Source organism: Terrabacter sp. P2_E3, from assembly GCF_056403915.1.
The window spans coordinates 31,181-55,625 of the sequence record NZ_JBFUEN010000008.1; the positions used below are offsets into that span (position 1 = coordinate 31,181).

The 24,445-nt window shown below is 71.7% G+C and carries 25 protein-coding genes; 14 read left to right on the forward strand and 11 right to left on the reverse strand.

All coding sequences use genetic code 11. From position 1 onward, the window contains the following. Positions 1 to 88: 88 nt before the first annotated feature. Positions 89 to 475: a hypothetical protein gene (locus AC1DW8_RS11480; protein WP_478094113.1), complete on the reverse strand. Its 387-nt coding sequence runs from the start codon at positions 473 to 475 to the stop codon at positions 89 to 91. Between the two features lie 29 nt (positions 476 to 504). On the opposite strand from AC1DW8_RS11480, the gene AC1DW8_RS11485 reads away from it, so the two are divergent. The 3 genes from AC1DW8_RS11485 to AC1DW8_RS11495 all read left to right on the forward strand — a co-directional run bounded on the left by AC1DW8_RS11485 (position 505) and on the right by AC1DW8_RS11495 (position 3,643). Further along, a complete protein-coding gene (locus AC1DW8_RS11485; protein ID WP_478094115.1) occupies positions 505 to 753 on the forward strand; it encodes a hypothetical protein in 249 nt (82 codons plus the stop codon). Positions 754 to 1,018: 265 nt separating this feature from the next. Then, the gene (serC, locus tag AC1DW8_RS11490; protein WP_478094324.1) at positions 1,019 to 2,143 is read left to right on the forward strand and encodes a phosphoserine transaminase; all 1,125 of its coding nucleotides are present in this window, start codon (positions 1,019 to 1,021) and stop codon (positions 2,141 to 2,143) included. Between the two features lie 153 nt (positions 2,144 to 2,296). Beyond that, positions 2,297 to 3,643, forward strand: a complete 1,347-nt coding sequence (locus AC1DW8_RS11495) for a lytic transglycosylase domain-containing protein (RefSeq protein WP_478094116.1) — start codon at positions 2,297 to 2,299, stop codon at positions 3,641 to 3,643. A 96-nt stretch (positions 3,644 to 3,739) separates the two neighbouring features. On the opposite strand, the gene AC1DW8_RS11500 is transcribed toward AC1DW8_RS11495, so the two are convergent. From AC1DW8_RS11500 to AC1DW8_RS11515, 4 genes are all read right to left on the reverse strand, one after another. After that, entirely contained in the window at positions 3,740 to 4,270 is a 531-nt protein-coding gene (locus AC1DW8_RS11500) for a ferritin (protein ID WP_056781388.1), read from the reverse strand. Between the two features lie 225 nt (positions 4,271 to 4,495). Next, complete coding sequence (locus AC1DW8_RS11505) at positions 4,496 to 5,782, reverse strand: MFS transporter (RefSeq protein WP_056826324.1); 1,287 nt, start codon at positions 5,780 to 5,782, stop codon at positions 4,496 to 4,498. After that, positions 5,779 to 6,228, reverse strand: a complete 450-nt coding sequence (locus tag AC1DW8_RS11510; RefSeq protein ID WP_056781393.1) for a MarR family winged helix-turn-helix transcriptional regulator — start codon at positions 6,226 to 6,228, stop codon at positions 5,779 to 5,781. The genes AC1DW8_RS11505 and AC1DW8_RS11510 overlap by 4 nt, the downstream gene beginning before the upstream one ends. A gap of 201 nt (positions 6,229 to 6,429) precedes the next feature. Next, positions 6,430 to 7,926, reverse strand: coding sequence for an NCS2 family permease (locus AC1DW8_RS11515; RefSeq protein ID WP_478094119.1), 1,497 nt, complete (start codon positions 7,924 to 7,926; stop codon positions 6,430 to 6,432). Between the two features lie 58 nt (positions 7,927 to 7,984). Between AC1DW8_RS11515 and AC1DW8_RS11520 the strand changes: the two genes are divergently transcribed. Further along, a complete protein-coding gene (locus AC1DW8_RS11520) occupies positions 7,985 to 8,269 on the forward strand; it encodes a DUF2530 domain-containing protein (protein ID WP_478094121.1) in 285 nt (94 codons plus the stop codon). A gap of 96 nt (positions 8,270 to 8,365) precedes the next feature. Here AC1DW8_RS11520 and AC1DW8_RS11525 read toward each other — a convergent pair whose 3' ends face one another. Both AC1DW8_RS11525 and AC1DW8_RS11530 read right to left on the reverse strand, forming a co-directional pair. Further along, positions 8,366 to 9,202 (reverse strand): DUF3027 domain-containing protein, encoded by an 837-nt coding sequence (locus AC1DW8_RS11525; protein WP_056781400.1) that lies wholly within the window; start codon positions 9,200 to 9,202, stop codon positions 8,366 to 8,368. Between the two features lie 4 nt (positions 9,203 to 9,206). Continuing rightward, a complete protein-coding gene (locus tag AC1DW8_RS11530) occupies positions 9,207 to 9,602 on the reverse strand; it encodes a cold-shock protein (RefSeq protein WP_056781403.1) in 396 nt (131 codons plus the stop codon). 155 nt (positions 9,603 to 9,757) lie between these two features. Between AC1DW8_RS11530 and AC1DW8_RS11535 the strand changes: the two genes are divergently transcribed. After that, positions 9,758 to 10,234, forward strand: a complete 477-nt coding sequence (locus AC1DW8_RS11535; RefSeq protein ID WP_056826331.1) for an SRPBCC family protein — start codon at positions 9,758 to 9,760, stop codon at positions 10,232 to 10,234. 30 nt (positions 10,235 to 10,264) lie between these two features. Here the strand turns inward: AC1DW8_RS11535 and AC1DW8_RS11540 are convergent, their stop codons facing one another. Further along, positions 10,265 to 11,206, reverse strand: a complete 942-nt coding sequence (locus tag AC1DW8_RS11540; RefSeq protein ID WP_478094124.1) for an aldose 1-epimerase family protein — start codon at positions 11,204 to 11,206, stop codon at positions 10,265 to 10,267. 70 nt (positions 11,207 to 11,276) lie between these two features. Here AC1DW8_RS11540 and AC1DW8_RS11545 point away from each other — a divergent pair, with 70 nt between their 5' ends. Then, positions 11,277 to 13,697: a helicase-associated domain-containing protein gene (locus AC1DW8_RS11545; protein ID WP_478094126.1), complete on the forward strand. Its 2,421-nt coding sequence runs from the start codon at positions 11,277 to 11,279 to the stop codon at positions 13,695 to 13,697. 6 nt (positions 13,698 to 13,703) lie between these two features. Further along, complete coding sequence (locus AC1DW8_RS11550) at positions 13,704 to 14,078, forward strand: DNA polymerase ligase N-terminal domain-containing protein (RefSeq protein WP_478094128.1); 375 nt, start codon at positions 13,704 to 13,706, stop codon at positions 14,076 to 14,078. Positions 14,079 to 14,090: 12 nt separating this feature from the next. On the opposite strand, the gene AC1DW8_RS11555 is transcribed toward AC1DW8_RS11550, so the two are convergent. Then, complete coding sequence (locus AC1DW8_RS11555) at positions 14,091 to 15,023, reverse strand: hydroxymethylglutaryl-CoA lyase (RefSeq protein ID WP_056781420.1); 933 nt, start codon at positions 15,021 to 15,023, stop codon at positions 14,091 to 14,093. Between the two features lie 103 nt (positions 15,024 to 15,126). On the opposite strand from AC1DW8_RS11555, the gene AC1DW8_RS11560 reads away from it, so the two are divergent. From AC1DW8_RS11560 to AC1DW8_RS11590, 7 genes are all read left to right on the forward strand, one after another. After that, positions 15,127 to 16,779: a DNA repair helicase XPB gene (locus AC1DW8_RS11560; RefSeq protein WP_056781424.1), complete on the forward strand. Its 1,653-nt coding sequence runs from the start codon at positions 15,127 to 15,129 to the stop codon at positions 16,777 to 16,779. A 69-nt stretch (positions 16,780 to 16,848) separates the two neighbouring features. Further along, a complete protein-coding gene (locus tag AC1DW8_RS11565) occupies positions 16,849 to 17,025 on the forward strand; it encodes a hypothetical protein (RefSeq protein WP_478094131.1) in 177 nt (58 codons plus the stop codon). Between the two features lie 71 nt (positions 17,026 to 17,096). Continuing rightward, entirely contained in the window at positions 17,097 to 17,819 is a 723-nt protein-coding gene (locus AC1DW8_RS11570) for a response regulator transcription factor (protein WP_056781427.1), read from the forward strand. A gap of 4 nt (positions 17,820 to 17,823) precedes the next feature. Next, positions 17,824 to 19,359 carry a sensor histidine kinase gene (locus AC1DW8_RS11575; RefSeq protein ID WP_478094133.1) on the forward strand — a complete coding sequence of 512 codons (1,536 nt, stop codon included), beginning with the start codon at positions 17,824 to 17,826 and terminating at the stop codon, positions 19,357 to 19,359. A 68-nt stretch (positions 19,360 to 19,427) separates the two neighbouring features. After that, positions 19,428 to 20,714, forward strand: coding sequence for a S1C family serine protease (locus AC1DW8_RS11580; protein ID WP_056781433.1), 1,287 nt, complete (start codon positions 19,428 to 19,430; stop codon positions 20,712 to 20,714). A 218-nt stretch (positions 20,715 to 20,932) separates the two neighbouring features. Then, positions 20,933 to 22,453, forward strand: a complete 1,521-nt coding sequence (locus AC1DW8_RS11585) for an SDR family NAD(P)-dependent oxidoreductase (RefSeq protein ID WP_056781437.1) — start codon at positions 20,933 to 20,935, stop codon at positions 22,451 to 22,453. Between the two features lie 171 nt (positions 22,454 to 22,624). After that, positions 22,625 to 23,023 (forward strand): VOC family protein, encoded by a 399-nt coding sequence (locus AC1DW8_RS11590; protein ID WP_056781440.1) that lies wholly within the window; start codon positions 22,625 to 22,627, stop codon positions 23,021 to 23,023. Positions 23,024 to 23,105: 82 nt separating this feature from the next. On the opposite strand, the gene AC1DW8_RS11595 is transcribed toward AC1DW8_RS11590, so the two are convergent. Next, positions 23,106 to 23,621 carry a GNAT family N-acetyltransferase gene (locus AC1DW8_RS11595; RefSeq protein ID WP_478094137.1) on the reverse strand — a complete coding sequence of 172 codons (516 nt, stop codon included), beginning with the start codon at positions 23,619 to 23,621 and terminating at the stop codon, positions 23,106 to 23,108. Further along, the gene (locus AC1DW8_RS11600; protein WP_478094139.1) at positions 23,618 to 24,442 is read right to left on the reverse strand and encodes a hypothetical protein; all 825 of its coding nucleotides are present in this window, start codon (positions 24,440 to 24,442) and stop codon (positions 23,618 to 23,620) included. The genes AC1DW8_RS11595 and AC1DW8_RS11600 overlap by 4 nt, the downstream gene beginning before the upstream one ends. Positions 24,443 to 24,445 lie beyond the last annotated feature (3 nt).

Consider the following 24,445-nt stretch of genomic DNA (forward strand, 5'->3'; position numbering starts at 1 on the left):
CACGCGTGCGCGCCGGTCTCAGGAGTGCGCGATGCACCGCGCGCTCCTGGGGCCGAGGACCACCCTCGGGACGAGCGCAGACCTGCGCTCACGCTGCCCAACGTGGAGAGTCGACGATGGCTGCCTGGGTGCGAGCCCGGATGAGGGCGACGTCGTCGAGCTCGGCCCAGACGTAGCGCGCGAAGAGCCACCCCTGGCGCCGCATGGCGTCCTCGCGCCGCTTCTCCCCGAAGGCGGCGCGCTTGTCGGCGTACTTCTCGGCGCCGTCGAACTCGACGAGGACCCGCGTGCCCTCGATCCGGAGGTCCGCGTACCGGTCCCCGACATCCGTGGCCACCTCGAGCTGCGGCTCGAGCCGGTAGCCGAGGGCCCGCAGCCGGTGGCCGATGACGCTCTCCCCCGGCGACTCGATGCGCGGCGTCGGCCGCCACGAGGGCGCTGAGCGGCACCCCCTCCAATCCGGCCTGCACGACACCGACCGCGGTCGCCACCCGGTCGTCCGAGGTGCCGTGCGCGAGGCCGTATGCCGGGAGCGAGCGGTGGATCTTCACGTCGCGTCCATGGCGCGTCGGGCCCACGCCGAGGGGTCAGCAGGCCGGCGCGCACGGCTCGCGCGACGGCAGCCGACCCGTGGCCGGCAGCGCCGAGTCGGGCAGCGCTGACGACGTCGCGGTGGGCGAGCTGGTCGAGATCCATCGCCTCATCGTCGCGCGTCGGACGCCTCCGGCGCTCCGGGCCTGTGGACAGTGGTGACGCAGCACCCCGCCGGGGCGGGTTCGTGCCAGAGATGCGCGTTCCAACGCGCACTCCTGGTGCGGGGACGCATCTCCCGAACCACCGCGCACCCCGCCCGCGCGCCGCGTGGGCGTCCACACATCGAGCAGCGATGTCCAAGGGGTGGGCACGTGGGGTTGAATGTCAGCGGTGACAACGGCGTCATCCGACCTCAACACGTCCGCCACGAGACCGTAGCGTGGCCGCACTTCGCAAGGGTGAATCCGTGACCGAAGCACCAGTCGTGACCCAGCCCATCACCATCCCGGCCGAGCTGCTGCCCGCCGACGGACGGTTCGGCTCCGGACCCTCGAAGGTCCGCCCCGAGCAGATCGACTACCTCAGCTCCCTGGGTCGCACGGTGCTCGGCACGTCACACCGCCAGGCGCCGGTCAAGAACCTCGTCGGCGAGGTCCGCCAGGGCCTGCGCGACCTCTTCTCCCTGCCCGACGGCTACGAGATCATCCTCGGCAACGGCGGCTCGACGGCGTTCTGGGACATCGCCGCCTTCGGCCTCGTCCGCGACCGCGCCCAGCACCTCGCCTTCGGGGAGTTCTCGAGCAAGTTCGGCAACGTCACGGCGGCGGCCCCCTTCCTCGGCGACCCGACGATCATCAAGGCCGACCCGGGCACGCTCGCCTCGCCGCGAGCCGAGGCGGGCATCGACGTCTACGCCTGGCCGCACAACGAGACCTCGACCGGCGTCATGGCCCCGGTCCAGCGCGTCGAGGGCGCCGACGACGACGCGCTCGTCCTCATCGACGCGACCTCCGGCGCCGGCGGCCTGCCCGTCGACATCACCCAGACCGACGTCTACTACTTCGCCCCGCAGAAGTGCTTCGCCTCCGACGGCGGCCTGTGGCTCGCGGCCTTCTCCCCCGCCGCGCTCGCCCGCGTCGACGAGATCGCCGCGTCGGGCCGCTGGGTCCCCGACTTCTTCAGCCTGCCGACCGCGGTCGACAACTCACTGAAGAACCAGACCTACAACACCCCCGCGCTGTCCACGCTCGCGCTCATGAAGAGCCAGCTCGACTGGATGAACGGCAACGGCGGGCTCGCGTTCACGACCGGTCGCACCGAGGACTCCTCGAGCCGCCTCTACGGCTGGGCCGAGCAGACCGACTGGACGACGCCCTACGTCGCCGACCCGGCTGCCCGCTCGCAGGTCGTCGGCACCATCGACCTCGACGACTCCATCGACGCCGCCGCGGTGGCCAGCAGTCTGCGTGCCAACGGCATCGTCGACGTCGAGCCCTACCGCAAGCTCGGCCGCAACCAGCTGCGCGTGGCGATGTTCCCGGCCGTCGACCCCGAGGACGTCACGAAGCTGACGCAGGCGATCGACCACGTGGTCGCGGCACTCGGCTGACCGACCGCGCGCGTCCCCAGAGGGCCAGCTCCCGTATGCCGGGTGCTGGCCCTCGGCGCGCACGCCCGCTGTGAGCGCGTGACCTTTGGGTACGTCCCTCGTTGATCCGTGCAGACCGCCAAAGGGGGCGGCCGTCGCTTCCGAGGAGTCACCATGGTCCGCATCGTCCGCGCAGGCACCACCGCGCGCCGGGTCGCTGCAGCCGTGCCGGTCATCGCCCTGGCGACCGCCGGCATCGCGTTCGCCGCCACCCGCGGCAGCGACACCGTCGCACCGACGTCGGCGATCACCGTGCCCGACCAGGCCATCACCGAGGGCAGCCCGCTCTACCCGCAGGCCGGCCCGGCGCCCGCGCCGATGCAGCTGCCCCCGATCTACCAGACCTTCACCCAGGACTACGCCCGCGTGAACGTGGCCGGGCCGGCCAAGGGCGCGATCATGGCGATCGACTCGCTCGCGCCGGTCCGCCTGGACGCGAACGGCATACCCGCGGTGGCCGTCACGGCCTACCAGCGCGCAGCCGGCGTCCTCGGCAGCATCAAGCCCGGGTGCGGCATCGACTGGGCCCTGCTCGGGGCCATCGGCCGCGTCGAGAGCAACCACGCGCGCTTCGGCGGCAACGTCCTCGACGCGAGCGGCATCGCCCGGCCCGGCATCATCGGCATCCCGCTCGACGGGTCCCGCGGCACGGCCCGCATCACCGACACCGACGGCGGTGCCCTCGACCGCGACACGACGTACGACCGCGCCGTCGGCCCGATGCAGTTCATCCCGACGTCGTGGTCCATGGCGGGCCGTGACGGTGACGGCGACGGGGTCGCCAACCCGCAGAGCCTGACCGACGCGACCACCGGCGCGGGCGTCCTGCTCTGCTCGGGCGGCACCGACCTGCGCAAGCCCGGTGCGGCCTACGACGCCGTGCTGCGCTACAACCACTCCGACTCCTACGTGCGCACGGTGCTGTCCATCGCCGATGCGTACCGCCGCGGCGTGGCCGTGGTCCCGATGAGCGCGATCCCCGCCGCCCGCCCCGCTGCCGGGAGTGGCTCGGCCACCCCCGAGGGCTCGGGCTTCGCGTATGCCGGTTCGCCGGCTCCCCGTTCGACGGCTTCGCCGAGCGCACGCCCCACACCGAGCTCCTCGGCGAAGCCGTCACCCGCACCGTCCAGCACCTCGAAGCCCTCGGCGTCACCGAAGCCGTCGGCGTCGCCCAAGCCGGTCCCGAAGCCGAAGCCCGGCGCGCCCGGTCTGCCGATCCCGCTGCCGTCGGTCCCCGGCGTCCCACTGCCGTCGGTGACGGTGCCGCTCCCGCCCGTGCCGAAGGTGCCCGTCCCGACCCTGCCGGCCGAGATCGTTCGGCTGCTCGCCCTGCCGCACCTGCCGCTGCTGAGCGGCGACCCCAAGGACCTCGTCCGGGTGCTCGACCCGCTCACCGCGAAGGTCGTCTGCGTCCTCGACACCAAGGTCGTGACGTGTCCCACCGGAGGTCTGCTCGGCTGAACGACCCCCACCCCTTACCGAGAGAGCGGCCGCCCGTCCGGGCGGCCGCTCTCTCGTCTCGGCGGCAGGCGTCAGCCTCGCGTGACGGGGCGACCGTCAGGCGCCGGCGCCGGCGATGGGCGGCGCGGAGGCGTCGGCCTCCTCGCTGCTGGCCTCGCGGCGGAGGTACTCCTCGATGTTCTCGACGTCGGCGCGGTTGCGCCGGACGACGGTCAGCAGGTCGGACATCGAGCTGACCTCCTCGACCTGCTCCTTGATGAACCACTGCATGAACTGGTCGGACGCGAAGTCGTGCTCCTCGCGGGCGACGGCGGTCAGCGCGTTGATCTGGTCGCTGACGCGCTTCTCCTGGACCAGGGCGAGCTCGACGGGCTCGACGATGTCAGCGAAGGTGTTGGTCGGCGCGGCCACGCCCGGGATCGCCACCGTCGAGTCGGTGTCCAGGAGGTACTGGACCATCATCATCGCGTGGTCGCGCTCCTCGACCGCCTGACGGTAGAAGAGCGCTGCCATCTGCGGCATCGTCAGGGTGTCGTAGTAGACCGCGATCGCGACGTACTGCTGGTGGGCGGCGTACTCGTGGCCGATCTGCTCGTTGAGCAGGTCGACGAACCTCTGGGCGGCCATGGTGGCTCCTCCGCACTGGTCTCGACGGGTGGGGCAGACGCCCATCCTAGGGACGCGGTCCGGTCCCGTTTGCGCCCGCCCACACGTCGGTCCACACCGTGGGGAGGGGCCTGGCCCGGGTCGGGCCTCGCCCGACGGCTCAGCGGTTGACGAACGCGGCGATGACGGCGATGGCGATGAAGAGCACGAGCGCCGCGACCGTGATGCGGTGGCGGAACTTGAAGTTCACTTGGTCACCTCGGGGGCCGAGGACACCACCGAGGCGAGCTGGATCCGGAGTCGGGGGCGCCGCTGGGTCTGGATGGTCACCGCGACATTCTGCCGACGTGCGACCCAGAGTCCAACCGCGGCGAGGCTGAGGCCCACCGCGATGGTGCCGATGGCGATCGTCCAGCGGGGTCCCCAGACGTCACCGATCCACCCGATGACGGGCGCGCCGATGGGCGTGCCCCCCATGAAGATCGCCATGTAGAGGGCCATGACCCGTCCCCGCATCACCGGGTCGACGCTGACCTGGACCATGGCGTTGGCCGTGGTGAGCGCGGTCAGGGCGGCGAGGCCGGTCGGCACGAGGAAGACGGCGAACATGACGTAGTTCGGCGCCGTCGAGAGGAAGGCGGTCGACACCGTGAAGCCGGCGAGCGCGACGAGGAGGACCCGCATCCGGGGCCGGGCGCGACGGGCCGAGAGCAGGGCGGCGGTCAAGGAGCCGACGGCCATGATCGAGCCGAGCAGGCCGTACTCCCCCGGACCCTTGTCGAAGACCTTGGTGGCCATGAGCGCCATCGTCAGCTGGAAGTTCATCCCGAACGTCCCGAGGACGAAGACGAGCGCCATGATGAGCACGAGGTCGGGCCGTCCCTTGACGTAGCGCAGTCCCTCACGGATCTGACCCTTGCCTCGGGCGCGCGGTGAGGGCGTCAGCAGGCTGGTGTTCATCCGCAGGAGCGCCACGAGGACGAAGACGAAGGTCGCGGCGTTCACGTAGAGCGCGGGCGCGATGCCGAACCACGCGATGACGAGGCCGGCGACGGCGGGCCCGACGAGGCGACCGAGGTTGAACGAGGCACTGTTGAGCGCGACGGCGTTGGGCAGGTGCTCGGTGTCGACCATCTCGGAGACGAACGTCTGCCGGGCCGGGTTGTCGACGGCCGTCGCGACGCCCTGGAGGAAGGCGAGGGCGTAGACGTGCCACAGCTCGACGACCCCGGCCGCGGTGAGCACCGCGAGCAGCAGGGCGGTGACGAGCAGCGCCGTCTGGGTGAGGAAGAGGATGCGCCGCTTCGGGAAGCGGTCGACGAGCATCCCCGCGAACGGCGCGAGGATGAGGAAGGGCAGGAACTGCAGTCCCGTGACGATGCCGAGCGCCGTCGACGAATGGTCGGTGAGGACCGTGAGGACGAGCCAGTCCTGGGCGACGCGCCCCATCCACGTGCCGACGTTGGAGACGATCGCGCCGGAGGCGTAGATGCGGTAGTTCGGGATCGAGAGGGAGTGGAAGGTGGGGCTCATTCGCTGGCCACCTTGGCCAGCACGGCGGCGGCCCGCTGGAGCAGCTCGCGCTCGTCGTCGGTGAGCTGCTCGAAGCGCGAGAGCATCCACTCGTCGCGGTGCTTCCGGATCCGCTTGAGCGCCTTGCGGCCCTCGGGGGTCAGCGACAGGATCACCTGTCGGCCGTCGGTGGGGTCGTCGGCCCGGGCTACGTAGCCGCGCTCCACGAGCATGTTGGTCGTGCGCTTCATGCTCGGGGCGGACACGCGCTCGATGTCGGCCAGCTCGCTGTTGGTACGGGCCGTGGCCTCGAGGCGGCAGAGCACGGAGAACTGGTGCGGGGGCAGCTCACGGTCGGACTCGAAACGGACCCGCCGCGAGATGCGCATGCAGGCGAGTCGGATGTCGTTGGAGAGTGAGACGAGCTCGGCTCTGGAGAGCCGGATGGTCGGGTTCTTGGCAGTCAAGGGCGGATCCTCGGAAGTGCAGTCTGGTGATGCTTAGCCTAACTCATTACCTCGGCTAACCATTCCCAACCCTGGACAGACCGGGCACGCTCCGATCCGCAGACCCGACGCGTGAAGGCCCCCTCCCGAGCGGGAGGAGGCCTTCACGGCATACGTGCTCTGGTGTGGTGTGGAGCGAACCGCCTTGTGCGGCAGCGTCACTCAGGTGAGCATCGACTCCAGCGGCGCCTTGATGAAGTAGACGACGAAGAACGCGGCGACGATCCACAGCAGCGGATGGATCTCGCGGCGCTTGCCACGAGCCATCTTGACGAGCACCCAGGCGATGAAGCCGGCGCCGATGCCGACGGTGATGTTGTAGGTGAACGGCATGAGCACGATGGTGAGGAAGGCCGGCAGGGCGACCTCCATGTCGTCCCAGTCGATGTTCTTGACCTGGGTCATCATGAGGAAGCCGACGATGACGAGCGCCGGGGCCGCCGCCTCGGACGGCACGACGGCGAAGAGCGGAGCGAGGAAGGTCGCGAGCAGGAAGAGCACGCCCGTCACGACCGACGCGAGGCCGGTGCGGGCCCCCTCCTCGACGCCCGACGCGGACTCGATGTAGGACGTGTTGCTGCTGACGCCACCGGCGCCACCCGCGATCGCGGCGACCGAGTCGACGACGAGGATGCGGTCGGTGTGCGGCGGGTTGCCGTCCTCGTCGAGGAGCTTGGCCTCGGTGCCGATCGCGACGACCGTGCCCATCGTGTCGAAGAAGTCGGCGAGCAGGAGCGAGAAGACGAACATGACGGCCGTGACGACGCCGATCTTCTCGAACGAGCCGAGCAGGCTGAACTGGCCGAGGATCCCGAGGTCCGGGGTGTTGGTGATCGAGTCGGGCAGCTTCGGCACGGTGAGGGCCCACGCCGACGGGTTGGTCAGGGCGCCCTTCTCGTCGAAGACCCGCGGGCCGATGCTGAAGACCGCCTCGAGCAGCATCGCGAGGACGGTCGCCGCGACGATGCCGATGAGGATCGCGCCCTTGACCTTGCGGATGAGCAGGACCGCGATGAGGAAGACGCCGACGACGAAGACGAGGGTCGGCCAGCCGTCGAGGCTACCGCCGATGCCGAGCTCGCTCGGGACCGAGCCGGGGGTCGTGGGACGGCGCGCGAAGCCCGCGTCGATGACGCCGATGTAGGCGATGAAGAGGCCGATGCCGACGGAGATCGCCACCTTGAGCGGCCCCGGGATCGCCTTGAAGACCGCCTTGCGGAAGCCGGTGAGCACGAGCACGAGGATGATGACACCCTCGATGACGACGAGGCCCATGAGGTCGGCGAAGGTGATCTTGTCGGCCGAGTGGGTGATGACCATGCCGGTGATGAGGCCGTTGATGCCGAGCCCCGCAGCCAGCGCGATCGGGAAGTTCGCGACGAGCCCCATGAGGATCGACATGACGCCGGCGATGACCGCCGTGCCGACCGCGACGAGGAGCTTGCTCTCGGTCAGGTCGGTCGTGCCACCGATCATGGTGCCCGAGCCGTCGACGACGCCCGAGAGGATGATGGGGTTGAGGACCACGATGTAGACCATCGTGAAGAAGGTGACGAAGCCGCCCCGGACCTCGCGAGCGACGGTCGACCCGCGCTCGGTGATCTTGAAGAAGCCGTCGAGCCCGGTCAGTGTGGGCGCTTTGCGTGTATCCGTCGACATGGCGCACACCCTAGTGGCGGCGCGTTTCGTGTGTGTGACGAGACCCTAGGCTGTCCACGTGACCGACGAGACCACCCCCGACGTGCCGACCGACGCGCCGACCGACGCGTCCGAGCCGACGACGCCGGAGCAGATCGCGCCGCTGCCCGTGCCGATGCTGCGGATCATCGAGGTCGGGCTCGCGGCGTGGGTCGTGGCCCTCGTCGTCATCCTCTCCGTGCCTGCCCTCCACGAGGGTGACCGCGACTGGTGGCCGTGGACGTGCGTGGCCGGCTTCGTGCTCGGCGCCATCGGCTGGGTCTACGTGTGGCGCGGGCGCGGCAACGCGAGCGACGCCGCCTGAGCCGCACCCACCGCCGGTCCCACCACCTCACCCCCCGCCCCGGGAAACGCACGAACCACCCGGGTATGCCGGGTGGTTCGTCGTGGTCGGGCGCGGTCAGTCGGTGACGGGGTCGTCCGAGCCGTGCGACTCCTCAGCCTGATCGGACTGCTCGGCCTGGTCCTCGTCGTCCCGGTCGACGCGCTCGGCCGGCTCGAGGTCGACCGCGAACTCGTCGACGATCGGCTCCCCGATCGGCGTCGGCTCGGGGTGGTCCAGGTCGGTCTCGGAGTGGGCCCCGCAGCCGTGGTCGAGCGAGACGACCCGGCCGTCGGACGGGCTCCACTCGTTGGCGCACACGCCGAACGTCGCGCGCAGGGCGCCGGCCATCGGCAGGAAGTAGCCGCACGTCGTGCAGTGCTCGGTGGCCTTCGTCGCGATCTCGGCGGTCGGGCCGTGGTCGCCGTCGTACCAGCGGCTCGCCGCGACCTCCCGCCCCTCGGCGGAGAGCACGCGCGGGCGTCCGAGCCCGAGCTCGAAGAAGGCCATCTGGTCGACGTCCTCCTCGCCCGTGGCCTCGAAGCCGGCCTCGAGGTTGGGGTCGTCGGGGCGGAAGGGCAGCACGTCGCCGGCACCGAGGTCTCCGGGAGCGAGCCGGTCGGCATACGGCAGCCACTCGGGCGCGAGGACGGCGTCGGGACCGGGCAGCAGGTTGGTCTCGCAGACCGTCGCCACCTTGGCGCGCGACACCCGGGCGACGCTGACGCCCCAGCGCCAGCCGCGATAGCCCGGCGACGTGCACTCGAACCAGTGCATGCCGAGGCGCTCCTCGAGCAGGTCCATGCCGAGGTGCGCGCCGATGGTTCCGGGCTCGGCGACGTCCTCGAGGACGCTGCGGGCGAGGTCGGACGCGGCCAGCAGCACGGCGTCCGTCTTGGGGGCGGTGACGGTCATCAGCTCACTTCTCCAGCTCGTCCGCGAGGCCGCGCAGGGCGCGAGCGACGTTGGAGACGAGCTTGCGGTCGGGACGGCGTCCGGAGCGGTAGCCGTTGCCGACGCCGTCGAGGAGCTGCACGACGTCCTCGATGATGACGGTGAGCTCCTCCGGCGTCCTGCGGGTCTGTGCGGTCTTGTTGGCGGCGACGGACTGGACCGGGTCGAGCACCTTGACCGACAGCGCCTGGGCACCCTTGCGGCCCTCGACGATGCCGAACTCGACACGCACGCCCTTCTTCAGGGTCGTGACGCCCGCGGGGAGCGCGTTCGCGTGCAGGAAGACGTCCGCGCCCGAGTCCTCGGAGATGAATCCGAAGCCCTTGTCCGCGTCGTAGAACCTGACCTTGCCAGTCGGCACAGTCCACCTCGTTCAGATCTCGGTCGGCCGCGTCACGGCACGACTCGATGGCGCTCCTTGCGCTCCGCTCCAGCCTAACGGCTCGGGGCAAGCCGGATTCCGCGCCGCGCAGGCGCCGAGGCCCCGACCGCCGGCCGACCGACCTACGCTGGGGCATGCCCACGCCCCTGCACCTCGAGTCGTCCCGCGCCCTGCCCGTCGAGGTCGCCGACGCCTACGACCGCCTGCTCCCCCACCCGCTGACCGACCTCATGTCGCGGCGCTACGGGCTGCTGCCGCCGATCCGCGAGGTGCGCGACCAGACCGGTCCGTGGGGCGAGGTCGGGCAGACCCGGACCATCGCCCTGGCCGACGGCGGGACGATGCGCGAGCGCCTGACCGAGGTCGTGCGGCCCGAGCGCTTCGACTACGTGCTCACCGACTTCACCGGGGCGTTCAAGCCGCTCGTCTCACACGTCGACGGCCGCTGGGCCTTCGCGCCGGAGGGCACGGGCGTGCGGGTGACGTGGAGCTGGACGCTGCACCCGACGAGCACGTATGCCGCCCGCGTCCTACCGCTCGTCGGCCGGATGTGGCGGGGCTACGCACGTCAGGCCCTCGAGCAGACGTCGGACGTGCTGCTCGACCGCTGAGGCGTCACGTGGCCGGTCGGGCTGACGGGGTCAGGCCGGGGAGATGCCCCACGTGCCGGTCCACTCCTCGCCCGGGGCGAGCACGACGAGTCCGTGCCCGGAGTTGAAGGCGTCGGCCGGGCAGCTCATCGGCTCGACGGCGATGCCGACCTCGCCCTTGCGGTCCTCGGCGATCGCGGTGAAGACCTGCAGCCACGGGAAGGCGGCATCGGCCCAGAGCGTCGTCGTGCGGTCGGCGGCCGACACCGTGGCGCGCCACATGCCGTCGGGGTCGCGAAGGACGTCGGTGTAGGCGGTGTCGAGGCGCGCCTCGCCGACGGGGCGGCGATCGCGGAAGTCGTACGGCTCGCCGTCGACCGGACGGTTCGCGGCGGGGAGCAGTCGCTCGTCGACCTCGACCCACGTCGACCCCGGGATGCGCAGCTCGACGTCGGGCAGCAGGGTCTCGCCGATGGCGAGGTAGGGGTGGGCGCCGTAGCCGAAGGGCGCCTCCGACGGGCCGACGTTGCGGGCGGCCGTCGTCACGACGAGGCCCGAGTCGTCGAGCAGGTAGGTGGTGCGCAGGTCGAGGAAGTGGTCCCACCCCGGCTGCGGGTGCAGGCGGTAGCCCACGGTGACGCGGTCGTCCTCGAGCTCGACGAGCTCCCAGAGCGCCCAGCGCACGAGTCCGTGGCTCGCGTTGCCACGGGCGACCTCGGTGACCGACAGCTGGTGCTCGGTGCCCGCGAACGTGAAGCGCCCGTCGCGGATCCGGTTGGGCCAGGGCATGAGCTGCTGCCCTCGGCCGGACGCGCAGGTCTCGTCGGCGGCGTAGCCCGCGACGACGTCGACGCCGTCACGGGTGAACGTGCGCAGGCCGCCCCCGACCTCGACGACGGTCGCCTCGAACGGGCCGTGCCCGATGGTCCACTGCTGCCCGGTCGGGTGCGCCGGGGCGTTCTCGGCGGGTGTCGCCGGTGAGAGCGCGCTCATGGGGGCAACGCTAGCGGGCGCGTCCCCGGCGCGAGTCGGAGGCGCGGCGTGCGGGCAGTAGGTTGGGAGGATGGCCACATCGAGCCGGAGCCTCGCCGACGACATCCGCGGTCGCAGCGACGCAGAGCTCATCGACCTCGTGCTCGCGCGCCCGGATCTCGCGCGCCCCGCCCCGGCCGACCTGACGAGCCTCGCCGCCCGTGCCGGCACCCGGGCCAGCGTGCAACGCGCCGTCGAGGCGCTCGACCGGGGCCACCTGCAGGTGCTCGAGGCCGTCGTCGTCGCGGGCGACGCCGCCGAACGCAGCACGCTGCTGCACCTGCTCGGCACCGACGACGCCGCGACCGTCGACGCGATCGTGCAGGACCTGTGGCAGTCGGCCCTGCTCTGGCGCGGCGCCGACGGCGACCACGTCGTGCGCACCGTGCCCGAGGTCCTCGGCACGGCCGTCGCCGGGCTCGGCGCGCCGATGCGTGAGCTGCGGCCCTCGTCGCTCCCCGAGCACGCCGACCCCGACCACATCCGGGCCGCCGTCGCCGAGGCGCCCGACGACTCGCGGGCGATGCTCGAGCGGATGACGTGGGGGCCGGCCTTCGGCGTGCTGCCCACGGCCACGCCCGGACGCACGACGGCCCGGTGGCTGCTCGAGCACCACCTGCTCGTCCCCGTCTCGACCGACCGCGTCGCGCTCCCCCGCGAGGTCGGGCTCGTGCTGCGGCAAGGCCGCCTGCACCGGTCGGCCGAGCTGACGCCGCCCGACATCGAGGCCCGACCCGTCTCCCTCGTCGACGCAGCTGCCGGCGGTGCCGCGAGCGAGTGCCTGACCCACCTCGACGAGCTGGCCGCGACCTGGGGCGCCGAGCCACCCCGGGTGCTGCGCGCCGGCGGCCTGTCGGTGCGGGACCTCCGCGTCACCCAGATGGCGCTCGACCTCGACCCCGAGCACAGCGCCTTCGTCGTCGAGCTGGCGTATGCCGCCGGGCTCGTCGCCGACGACGGCGAGGTCGTGCCGGTGTGGGCCCCCACGTCCGAGATCGACGAGTGGAGCTCGAGCGAGGCCGGGCACCGGTGGTCGACGCTGGCCGTGGCCTGGCTCGGGTCGACCCGAGCACCACACCTCGTCGGTCGGCGCAGCACGGGCACCGGGCCGGCCAACGCCCTCGGCCCCGACGTGCAGTGGCCGGCCATCCGTGCGATCCGCCGCGAGGTGCTGCGCGAGCTCGCGTCCCTCGAGCCGGGCCACGCTGCCGACCACACCTCGCTGCGCGAGCGCCTGGCGTGGCGCCGGCCGAACCGGTCCGCCGCCGTCCTCGACGAGGCCGTCGAGGCGGTGCTGCGCGAGAGCGAGTGGCTCGGCGTGACCGGTCGCGGCGCCCTGTCCGAGGCCGGCCGTGCGCTCGTCGCCCCGCTCCTCCCCCCGCCCGCACCCCCGGTTCGAGGTGGTGGCGCGAGCAAGGCGGGTGTCGCGAACACCTCGAACGGCAGGCGCCCCGCCCGCGGTCGAGGTGATCGCGCGAGCGGCAGCGCTGCCGACATCACCTCGAACGGGCAGACGTCGGCCGAGCCGGGAGCCGTGGCCGAGGCCGTCGCCGCGGCGATGTCGGCCCACCTGCCCTCGCCCGTCGACCACATCCTCGTCCAGGCCGACCTCACCGCCGTCGCCCCCGGGCCGCTCGTCGGCGGCCTCGGGTCGTTCATGCGCCTCGCCGCCGACGTCGAGTCCCGCGGCGGCGCCACCGTCTACCGCTTCACCCCCGAGTCGGTGCGCCGCGCGCTCGACGCCGGGTGGACCGCGGCCGACTTCACCGAGACGGTGCGCCGATCGAGCCGCACCCCGGTGCCGCAGCCGCTCGAGTACCTCGTCGCCGACGTCGCGCGCAAGCACGGCCAGACCCGGATCGGCGGCGCGGCGGCCTACATCCGGTCCGACGACGAGGCCGTGCTCGACACGATGCTCGCGTCGCGCGACCTCACGCCTCTCCGGCTGCGGCGGCTCGCGCCGACGGTGCTCGTCTCGTCGGCGGACCCGCGCGTCCTCGTCGAGCTCTTGCGCGACAACGGTTTCGCCCCCGTCCACGAGGGGCAGGACGGCGCCGTCGTCCACGCCGAGACACCTCGCCGACGGGCGGGTTCACGCCGCCGCGGTCCCGGCCCGATGGTCTCCCCGGTCGACCGGCCCTACACCCAGTCGCTCGTCGACGGGCTGCGCGCGGCAGAGGCGACCGCCGACCAGCGCCGCGTCGAGGACGAGACCCGACCCGGACCGCGCATCCAGGCGATGGACCCCGTCGTGACCCTCTCGCTGCTGCGTGACGCCGTCGCCGACCGGCACGGCGTCTGGATCGGCTACTCCGACGGCCACGGAGCCACGAGCCGCCACCTCATCCACCCGCAGAAGGTCGAGGGCGGCCGCGTCCGAGCCACCGACGAGTCCGGCCACGAGAAGTCGTTCTCGGTCCACCGCATCACCGGCGCGACGCTCGAGAGCTGAGCAGCCTTGGCAGGCAACGACGTCCGCGGGGGTCACCGGCCGGCATACGTGCTCCACGACCACCGGAAGCCGCGGCCGCACTTCGACCTGCGGCTCGAGGAGGAGGGCGTCCTGCGCTCGTGGGCGGTGCCCAAGGGCCTGCCGACGACGAGCCGGCACGACCGCCTGGCCGTCGCGGTCGACGACCACGACCTGGACCACCTGACCTACACCGACGAGCACAAGTCGGTCGCTGACACCGGCTGGTGGGAGGAGGAGTCCCGCGACGACCACCGGATCGTCTTCGTGCTCCACGGGCAGACCGGGTCACGCCGCTACGCCCTGATCCGGACCGACCGCGACTGGCTGCTCCACCTCACCAAGGACCAGCCCTCCGGCTGACGCGTGGGCGGGTCAGGCGCCGGCGAGGGCGCGCACGACGTTGCTCGGCGACGGGCGGCCGAGCTGCTGCGCCATCCACACCGACGTCTCGACGAGTGCATCGAGGTCGACCCCGGTCTCGACGCCCGCGCCGTGCAGGGCCCAGACGAGGTCCTCGGTGGCGAGGTTGCCGGTCGCGGACTTCGCGTAGGGGCAGCCGCCCAGGCCCCCCGCGGCCGCGTCGACGACCGAGACGCCGTCGCCCAGGGCGGCCATCGTGTTGGCGAGCGCCTGACCGTACGTGTCGTGGAAGTGCACGGCGATGCGGTCGGTGCCGATGCCGCGGGCGTCGAGCGCCTCGAGGAGCCGGTGGACGTGGCCCGTCGTGCCGACGCCGATGGTGTCGCCGAGGCTCAGCTCGTGGCAGCCGAGGTCCATGAGCCGCTCGGCCGTGTCGACGACCTGCTCGATCGGCACCGGACCCTCCCACGGGTCGCCGAAGCACATCGAGACGTAGGCGCGCACCCACATCCCGTCAGCGAGGGCACGCTTCACGACCGGCTCGAACATGGCGTACTGCTCGCTCACCGACCGGTTGAGGTTCTTCTGCGCGAAGGTCTCGGTGGCCGAGCCGAAGATCGCGATCGCACCGAGCCCGAGCTCCTCGGCGCGGTCGAGGCCTCGCTCGTTGGGCACGAGGGCCGGACGGCGGCGCCCGAGCCCGTCGGCGCCGAGGCCGGCGAGCACCTCCTCGGCGTCACCCATCTGCGGCACCCACCTCGCCGGGACGAACGAGGTCGTCTCGATGGTGCCGAGCCCGGCGGCCTCGAGACGGCGGATGAACTCGACCTTCGTCGCGGCCGGGACGATCGTCTTCTCGTTCTGCAGGCCGTCGCGCGGACCGACCTCGTAGATCGTCACCTTCGGGGGCAGCCCCGTCGCCGCCTCGACCTGTGGGGATCGCATGCGCCCATACTGTCACCAGCACGCCCCGCGCCCGGGCCGAGGTATCGGCTCACGGGGGGCCCGGCGGAATACCTCGACCCACGCTCGGAGTTGTCCCCACACGATGAATGACGGACCCCTGATCGTCCAGAGCGACAAGACCCTCCTCCTCGAGGTCGACCACCCGAACGCCGAGGCCGCACGCCGGGCCATCGCCCCGTTCGCCGAGCTCGAGCGTGCCCCGGAGCACGTGCACACCTACCGCATCACGCCGCTCGGCCTGTGGAACGCCCGCGCGGCCGGCCACGACGCCGAGCAGGTCGTCGACGCCCTCATCACCCACAGCCGGTATGCCGTGCCCAACGCGCTGCTCGTCGACGTGGCCGACACGATGGACCGCTACGGCCGCCTCACCCTCACCAAGGAGGGGCTCGCCGACAGCCCCGAGGGCACCCGGCTCGTGCTGCGCACGACCGACCGGCCCGTCCTCGAGGAGGTGCTGCGGCACAAGAAGATCAAGCCGCTGACCGGCGAGCGCCTCGACGACCTCGCCGTCGTCGTGCACCCGAGCGAGCGCGGCACCCTCAAGCAGGAGCTGCTCAAGGTCGGCTGGCCCGCCGAGGACCTCGCCGGCTACGTCGACGGTGAGGCCCACCCCATCGACCTCGACCAGGCCGACTGGCACCTGCGCCCCTACCAGCAGCACGCCGTCGACGGCTTCTGGCACGGCGGCTCCGGCGTCGTCGTCCTCCCCTGTGGCGCGGGCAAGACGCTCGTCGGCGCGGGCGCCATGGCCGCGGCCAAGGCGACGACCCTCATCCTCGTCACCAACACGGTCAGCGCGCGGCAGTGGAAGGACGAGCTGATCAAACGCACGACCCTGACCGAGGAGGAGATCGGCGAGTACTCCGGTGCGCGCAAGGAGATCCGCCCGGTCACGATCGCGACCTACCAGGTGCTGACGACGAAGCGGAAGGGTGCCTACGCGCACCTCGACCTGCTCGACGCCCGCGACTGGGGCCTCATCGTCTACGACGAGGTGCACCTGCTGCCGGCCCCGATCTTCCGGATGACCGCCGACCTGCAGGCGCGCCGCCGCCTCGGCCTCACCGCGACCCTCGTGCGTGAGGACGGCCGCGAGGCCGACGTCTTCAGCCTCATCGGCCCGAAGCGCTTCGACGCGCCGTGGAAGGACATCGAGGCCCAGGGCTACATCGCTCCCGCCGACTGCGTCGAGGTGCGCGTCACGCTGCCCGAGGGCCAGCGCCTCGCGTATGCCGTGAGCGAGCCCGAGGACCGCTACCGCCTCGCGTCGTGCTCCGACGCCAAGCTCCCCGTCGTCGAGACGCTGGCCGAGCAGCACGCCGGCGAGCCGACGCTCGTCATCGGGCAGTACCTCGACCAGCTCCACGAGGTGGCCGAGCGGCTCGGTGCCGAGGTCATCACCGGAGAGACGACGGTCAAGGAGCGCCAGCGCCTCTACGACGCCTTCCGCACGGGCGAGATCACGACGCTCGTCGTCAGCAAGGTCGCCAACTTCTCCATCGACCTGCCCGAGGCGAGCGTCGCGATCCAGATCAGCGGCACCTTCGGCTCGCGCCAGGAGGAGGCCCAGCGCCTCGGACGCGTCCTGCGCCCCAAGGGTGACGGGCGCACCGCGCACTTCTACACGATCGTCAGCCGCGACACGGTCGACGCCGACTTCGCCGCGCACCGACAGCGCTTCCTGGCCGAGCAGGGGTACGCGTACCGCATCGTCGACGCCGACGACCTCTGAGCCTCGGGGGCCGTCTCAACCCGTGACTCAATGAGGTCAGGCAAGCCTTACCTTTTTAGCATCGACGGAGTGGGCAAGCTCAAGGCCAAGGACGTGGCGAAGCTCAAGCCGAAGTCCACGTGCTGCAAGGACAGCCCGCGGTGCACGAGGTGCCCCGTGGTGATCAAGCGACTGTGCGCGCAGGACTGCGCCTCGATGTGCGGCAAGGACTTCAAGAAGGCCCTCGCCAAGGCCCGCAAGCGCTGACCCGGCGCGCACCCACGAAAGGAATTCGCGACTCCCAGCGAACTCCCAGCGAACACCCTGACACTGGGACCGTGGACACCCAGACAGCTGCGGCACCCGAGGCTCGCCTGCTCGTCGTCGAGGACGAGCCGAACATCCGCGAGCTCCTCGCGACCTCACTCCGTTTCGCCGGCTTCGAGGTCGAGACGGCCGGTGACGGCACGACCGCCCTCGCCATGGCCGCCGAGTCCGAGCCCGACCTCGTCGTGCTCGACGTCATGCTCCCCGACGTCGACGGCTTCGAGGTGACCCGTCGCCTGCGCGACCGCGGCCGACAGCAGCCGATCGTCTTCGTCACCGCTCGCGACGCGACGGGCGACAAGATCCAGGGCCTCACCGTGGGCGGGGACGACTACGTCACCAAGCCGTTCAGCCTCGAGGAGGTCATCGCCCGCATCCGGGCGGTCCTGCGCCGCACCCGCGGGCAGGCCGACGACGGCGCCACGCTCCGCTTCCACGACCTCGAGCTCAACGAGGACAGCCACGAGGTGCGCCGCGGTGGCCGCATCATCGACCTGTCCCCCACCGAGTTCAAGCTGCTGCGCTACCTGCTGCTCAACCCCAACCGGGTGCTCTCCAAGCTGCAGATCCTCGACCACGTCTGGGACTACGACTTCCGCGGCGAGTCCGGCATCGTCGAGTCCTACATCTCCTACCTCCGGCGCAAGATCGATGCCGACGGCCCCTCGCTCATCCACACCAAGCGCGGCGTGGGTTACGTTCTCCGGGTGCCCCCAGAGCTGACCGCCTCCTGACCGGATGGCCGACCTGACCGCCCCGGCGGGGGACACGCCCCGCCCCGACGGAGCCCCGCGCGAGCGTTCCCTGATGAGCCACCTGCGGGCCATGCCGCTGCGCTGGCGCCTCCTCGGCGTAACGCTCGGCCTCGTCGCGGCCGCCCTCGCCGTGACCGCGCTCGTCGTGAGCGCCCTGCTCCGCTCCTATCTCGTGAACCAGACCGAGCAGGAGCTCGAGGTGTACGCCACGAGCCTCGCCTCGGTCGACCTCTCCGAGCTGCAGCTCACCGGCGAACAGAGGCCCACGAACTTCACCGCACGCGTGCTCGACCTCTCTACCGGCAAGGTCGAGTCGCTCGGCGAGGCTGCCCTGGTCGAGCCGGCGGTCGCCGCGATCCCGGTACCGAAGATGACCGACCCGAACGTCATCAACGCGACGACGTTCGAGGTCGGCTCGACGAGTGGCGAAGGTCAGTGGCTGGCACTGGCTCGTCCCAACGATGCGGGCAGCGCCATCATCGTCGTGGCCCTGCCTCTGAGGCCCCTCGAGGCCACGGTCAACCAGTTCCTCCTCTATGCCGGCGGCATCGGTGCCATCACGTTGCTGCTCACCGGGGTCTGCGGCTGGTACCTCGTCGCCCGCACCTTCCGGCCGCTGACCCGGATCGAGGACACCGCGGCCCAGATCGCCGTGGGCGACCTCACCCAGCGTGTCGACGTGCCCGACACCGACGACGAGGTCGCCTCCCTCTCACGTTCGCTCAACGCGATGCTCGCCCGCATCGAGGCGAGCTTCGCCGTGCGTGAGGCCAACGAGGCGAAGATGCGCCGCTTCATCGCCGACGCCTCGCACGAGCTGCGCACCCCGCTCGCGGCGGTGGGCGGCTACGCCGAGCTCTACCGCCAGGGCGCTCTCCCGACGTCCGACGCCGTGACCGGGGCGATGGGAAGGATCGAGTCCGAGGCGCACCGGATGAGCGGCCTCGTCGAGGACCTGCTGACCCTCGCGAGGCTCGACGGCGAACGCCCGCTCGAGCTGCAGACGGTCGACCTCGCCGTTCTCGCGGCCGACGCCGCGCAGGACGCCCGGACCATCGCGCCCGTCCGGCACGTCGTCGCGACCGGCATCAACGGGCCCATCGAGCCGACCGAGCTCGAGGCCGACGAGCAGCAGCTGCGCCAGGTGGTCACCAACCTCGTCACCAACGCGCGCATCCACACCCCCGAGGGCACCTCGATCGAGATCCTCGTCGGGCGCGTCGACGTCGCCCACGTCGCCCTCCACGTGCGCGACCACGGCGTGGGCATCCCCGAGGCGGACCGGCAGAGCGTCTTCGAGCGTTTCTACCGCGCCGACCGCAGCCGCAGCCGTGGCCAGGGCGGTGGCAACGGGCTCGGGCTGGCCATCGTCCACGCGATCATCGAGGCCCACGACGGCACGGTCCGGGTCGACGAGACTCCCGGCGGTGGAGCCACCGTCGTCGTCGAGCTCCCGATCACCCGGGCCACGAGTGAGCCACGTCACCATCGGTCGTCCCAAGGCACAGCGGATTCCTAGGAACACCACAACGTCATCCAAAGCTGGGCCGATGTCATGGAGACAACAGACCAGAGCGAGGAGGAGCCATGACCCTGGCACCTGAGGACCACACCCAGCAGATCCCGCAGGGCAGCTACTACAGCCAGTCCGCACCACCCGCGCCGCCGGCCCCGCCGACGCCGCCCCTGGGTGAGGGCAGCCGTCCGGCGCCCAAGCGCGAGAGCCGCGTCGGCCAGACCATCGGCGTCGCGCTGCTCGCAGCCGTCCTCGCGAGCGGTGGCACGTATGCCGTCACGCAGCTCGGCGACCAGGGCACCGCCGCGGCGACGACGTCCACCACGTCGACGACGAACCAGAACCAGGGCTCCTCGCCGACGGTCGTGCAGGGCAACGCCACCGCTCCCGACTGGACCGCGGTCTCCGCCGCCGTGACGCCGAGCGTCGTCAGCATCAACGTCACGACCCAGCAGGGGTCGGGAGCCGGCTCCGGCGTCGTCTTCGACAAGAGCGGCCACATCCTGACCAACAACCACGTCGTCGGCGACGCGACCGGCAACGGCGCCATCACCGTGACGCTGAACGACGGGCGCACCTACGGCGCGACCATCGTCGGCACGGACCCCTCGACCGACCTCGCCGTCATCACGCTGACCAACGGACCGAGCGACCTGACCCCGATCACCCTCGGGGACTCCGAGGCCCTCAAGGTCGGCGACCCGGCGATGGCCGTCGGCAACCCGCTCGGCCTGTCGGGCACCGTCACCACGGGCATCGTGTCGGCGCTCAACCGTCCGGTCAGCACCGGGACGGCGAGCGAGTCGCCCCTCGGTCAGCAGCAGACGTCCGGCGACGAGGTCGTGACGAACGCCATCCAGACGTCGGCCGCGATCAACCCGGGCAACTCCGGTGGCGCGCTCGTCAACGCCAAGGGCGAGCTCATCGGCATCAACAGCTCGATCGCGTCGCTGGGCCAGAGCTCGAGCGGCAGCCAGAGCGGCAACATCGGCATCGGCTTCGCCATCCCCGTCAAGGAGGCCAAGTCGATCGCCGACCAGCTCATCAAGAGCGGCAAGGCCCAGCACGCGTTCCTCGGGGTCAGCACCCGCGACACGGTGGTCTCCGACGGCAGCGCCAAGCGTGCCGGCGCCCAGGTCGTAGCCGTCAACGGCGGGACGCCCGCCGCGAACGCCGGCATCAAGAACGGCGACGTCATCATCGCGGTCGACGGTCAGCGCATCGACTCCGCGACGGCCCTCGTCGCCCAGATCCGCGAGATGACGGCCGGCGACAAGACCACGCTCACGGTGATCCGGGGCGGCGCCCGCCAGGACGTCCCCGTCACGCTCGCGGTCAAGCCGGCCAGCTCGAACTGACCCCTCCACTTCGCGCCGGGTCACGGACAGGGTGACGACACGCTGGACGTGACCCGGGCGAGGCCAACCTCCCCGGTCTCGTATGCCGTCGGGCACGCGCCCGTCCCCACCACCACGCTCCCGGTGGCTCGGACGGTCGCCGGCCCGGCGGCATACCCTGTCTCCGGGCCGGGACCGCGGATTGGGGGCGGAGCGAGCAGCCCGCGTACCCTTGCGCGGTGAGTGAGACCGAGAACGAGCTGGACCCCGCTGCCGTCGTGCACCTCGACCCCGAGGACGTCGCGACTGCGGTGCGTGTGCTGGCCCTGGCGCCCTCGCTCGAGATCGACGACCCGGACTTCGAGACCCTGAAGCGGGCCGCTTCGCTGATGTACAAGCGGCTCAAGAAGGACCGGCGCAACGCGAAGACGTGGGCCGAGCGCAAGGCCGACCGGCAGGTCATCGAGTCGACGGCCACCGGATCCCCCATGCGGATCGACGATGAGACCAAGGGAATCCCCTTGGTCTCCAACGCAGCCGGCGCCTTCGCCGGTGAGCTCATCAACCCGCGCGGGTGCTACATCTGCAAGACCGACTACACGCTGGTCGACGCGTTCTACCACTGGCTCTGCCCGGACTGCGCGGCTCGCTCGCACGCGAAGCGTGACCAGCGCACCGACCTCACGGGCAAGCGCGCCCTGCTCACCGGGGGCCGCGCGAAGATCGGGATGTACATCGCGCTGCGCCTGCTGCGCGACGGCGCCCACACGACGATCACGACGCGCTTCCCCAAGGACGCGATGCGCCGCTTCTCCGCCATGGAGGACTCGGCCGACTGGATCCACCGGCTCAAGATCGTCGGCATCGACCTGCGCGACCCCACCCAGGTCGTGGCCCTGACCGACGAGGTCAGCGCGGCCGGCCCGCTCGACATCCTCATCAACAACGCCGCCCAGACGGTGCGCCGCTCCCCCGGCGCCTACAGCAACCTCGTCGAGCTCGAGTCGGCTCCGCTGCCCGACGGCGTGGCCCTGCCCGAGATGGTGACCTTCGACCGGATCAGCGAGGCGCACCCGGCCTCGATCGCCGGGGCGCTCGGCACCCACGCGATCGCCCACCACGACGGCGAGTCGGTCGAGCACGCGATCGCGGCCCAGACGGCCGCGTCGATGACAGCCCTGGCCCTGACCGCCGGGCACGCGAGCCTCGAGGCCCACCGGGCCGGCACCGCCGTCGACGCCGGCGGTCTGCTGCCCGACCTCCAGCGCACCAACTCGTGGACGCAGAAGGTCGAGGAGGTCGACCCGCTCGAGCTGCTCGAGGTGCAGCTGTGCAACTCGACGGCGCCCTTCATCCTCGTCTCGCGTCTGCGGCCGGCGATGCGGGCCGCGGTCGCGGGCGGCGCACGGCGGGCCTACGTCGTCAACGTGTCCGCCATGGAGGGGCAGTTCTCCCGCCGCTACAAGGGGCCCGGCCACCCACACACGAACATGGCCAAGGCCGCCCTCAACATGATGACCCGCACGAGCGCGGGCGAGATGTTCGAGACCGATCGCATCCTCATGACGGCCGTCGACACCGGCTGGATCACCGACGAGCGCCCGCACGACGAGAAGCTGCGCATCGCCGCCGAGGGCTGGCACGCCCCGCTCGACCTCGTCGACGGCGCCGCCCGCGTCTACGACCCGATCGTGCGCGGCGAGGCCGGCGAGGACCTCTACGGCTGTTTCGTCAAGGACTACGAGCCCAGCCCCTGGTGACCTCGGGCACCCCTAACCCCGCTATCGCGGTGGTTCGCCGGCGCCTGGTGCCGGGAGTCCACCGCGGAGTGACAGGGGAGGCCCCGTCACGGGCGGAGGCACAAACGCGACCCTCGGCCACCGCGGACACGGGTATGCCGTCGCGTGCCTCATCGGCGTAGCGTCCCGTCCATGATCACTGCCGTGCACAACCTCGTGTACTCCGACGACGCAGCGGCGACGCGCGCCTTCTTCCGCGACGTCCTCCAGTGGCCCTGCGTGACCGACGACGGCTCGGACGGCGCCGACGACACGAACGCCTGGCTCATCTTCGGGACCGGCCCGAGCGAGCTCGGGGTGCATCCGACGCGCGGGCCTGAGGGGTCGACGTGGTCGGCGCCGCGGCACCATGCGATCTCGCTCATGTGCGACGACCTGCGCTCGACGATGGACGAGCTCACCGCGCGCGGAGCGGTGTTCACGACCGAGCCCACGGACCACGGCTACGGCCTCGTCGTCATGCTGGCGATCCCGGGAGCCGACGAGATCCAGCTCTACGAACCACACCACACGACGGCCTACGACCGCTGACCGGGCCGGCCCCGGCGTCCGGGGCACCTGTTCGTGGAGATCCTTCGGCACCTGGTGCCGGAAGATCTCCACGAACCAGCGGTCAGCGGAGAGGCTTGGCGTACCAGACCTCGGCGTAGTCGCCGTCGTTGAACGCCGGCACCTCGACGTAGCCCCGCCGCAGGTAGAGCGCGCGGGCCTCGACGAGGTCGAGGCGCGTGTCGAGCCGGACCGTCGTCGCACCGAGGTCACGCGCGGCCTCCTCCGCCGCGGCCAGCAGCGCCGCGGCCAGTCCGGACCCGCGCGCCTCGGGTCGCACGAACATCCGCTTCAGCTCCACGACGTCGGACCGGCCCGGGACGAGTCGGACACCGGCGCAGCCGACGAGCCGCGCCCCGGACCGGGCGACGACGAAGGCTCCCGTCGGTGGCGCGAGGTCGTCGCTCGGCATCTCCGCGAGGCTCCGCTCGATCTCCTCGGGCGTCGAGTCGCGGTCCTCGTGCAGCCGGAACCACCGGTCGCTGACGTCGACGAGGTAGTCGCGCAGCAAGATCGCCGACTCGGCCGACGTGACGTCGGCCCGCTCGACGACCCACCCGCCCCGGGACACCCGGCTCACCGATCGGCGGGCTCCGTGAGTGCGACGCCGTCGGCGATGACCTCCGTCATGAACGCGATGAGGTCACGGCGACGACGACCGGGGTCGGTGGCATACGTCGACGGGTCGTCGGGACGCTCCCGCACCCGGAGGCCCTCCTCGACGATCTCGCGGTGGTGCGGGTATGCCTCGCGTGCCCACCGACCCGCCCCCGACTTCGACGTGGGCTGGCCGGTGACGAGCAGGTGGACGAGCCGCGGCGCCCCCAGGGCACCCCACTCGGCGGCCTGGGGCAAGGACGCCTCCCGCGGGTGGTGCTCCATCGCCTCGAGCTGCGAGCGCCAGAAGGTGTCGAGGTTCTCGCGGGTGGAGTCGTGCAGCGCGGTGTCGTCACTCGCGATCGCGATGTCACGGATGTGCTTGCCGCGCAGCGTGATCCCGTGGTCACGCAGCTCGCGCCACGTGATCTCCTTGAGGTCGCAGTGGGTGCCGACGTCGAACCACTGGTGCAGGACGCCAGGTCCTTCGGGCACGTCGCCCGGAGCGCCGGCCAGGTCGCTCTCGAGAACGTAGAAGCCGTCGTAGTCGGGCTCGGGCCAGCGCCGGGCCAGCTCGCCGTGGACCTCCCGGAGCACCTCGACGTCCGCCTCGGTGGGGCGGCGAGTGGTGATCGCGACGAAGTCGATGTCGCTGCCGCCGTGGAACTCGCCGTCGAACCCGATCGAGCCGTGGAGGTGGAGACCGTCGAGCAGCCCCGGCAGGCGTTCGTCGAGGAGCGCGAGATGAGAGCCGCACACGTCGCGGACGACGTCCGGGAGCTCGTCGCGGGTCGGGACGCCCACCGC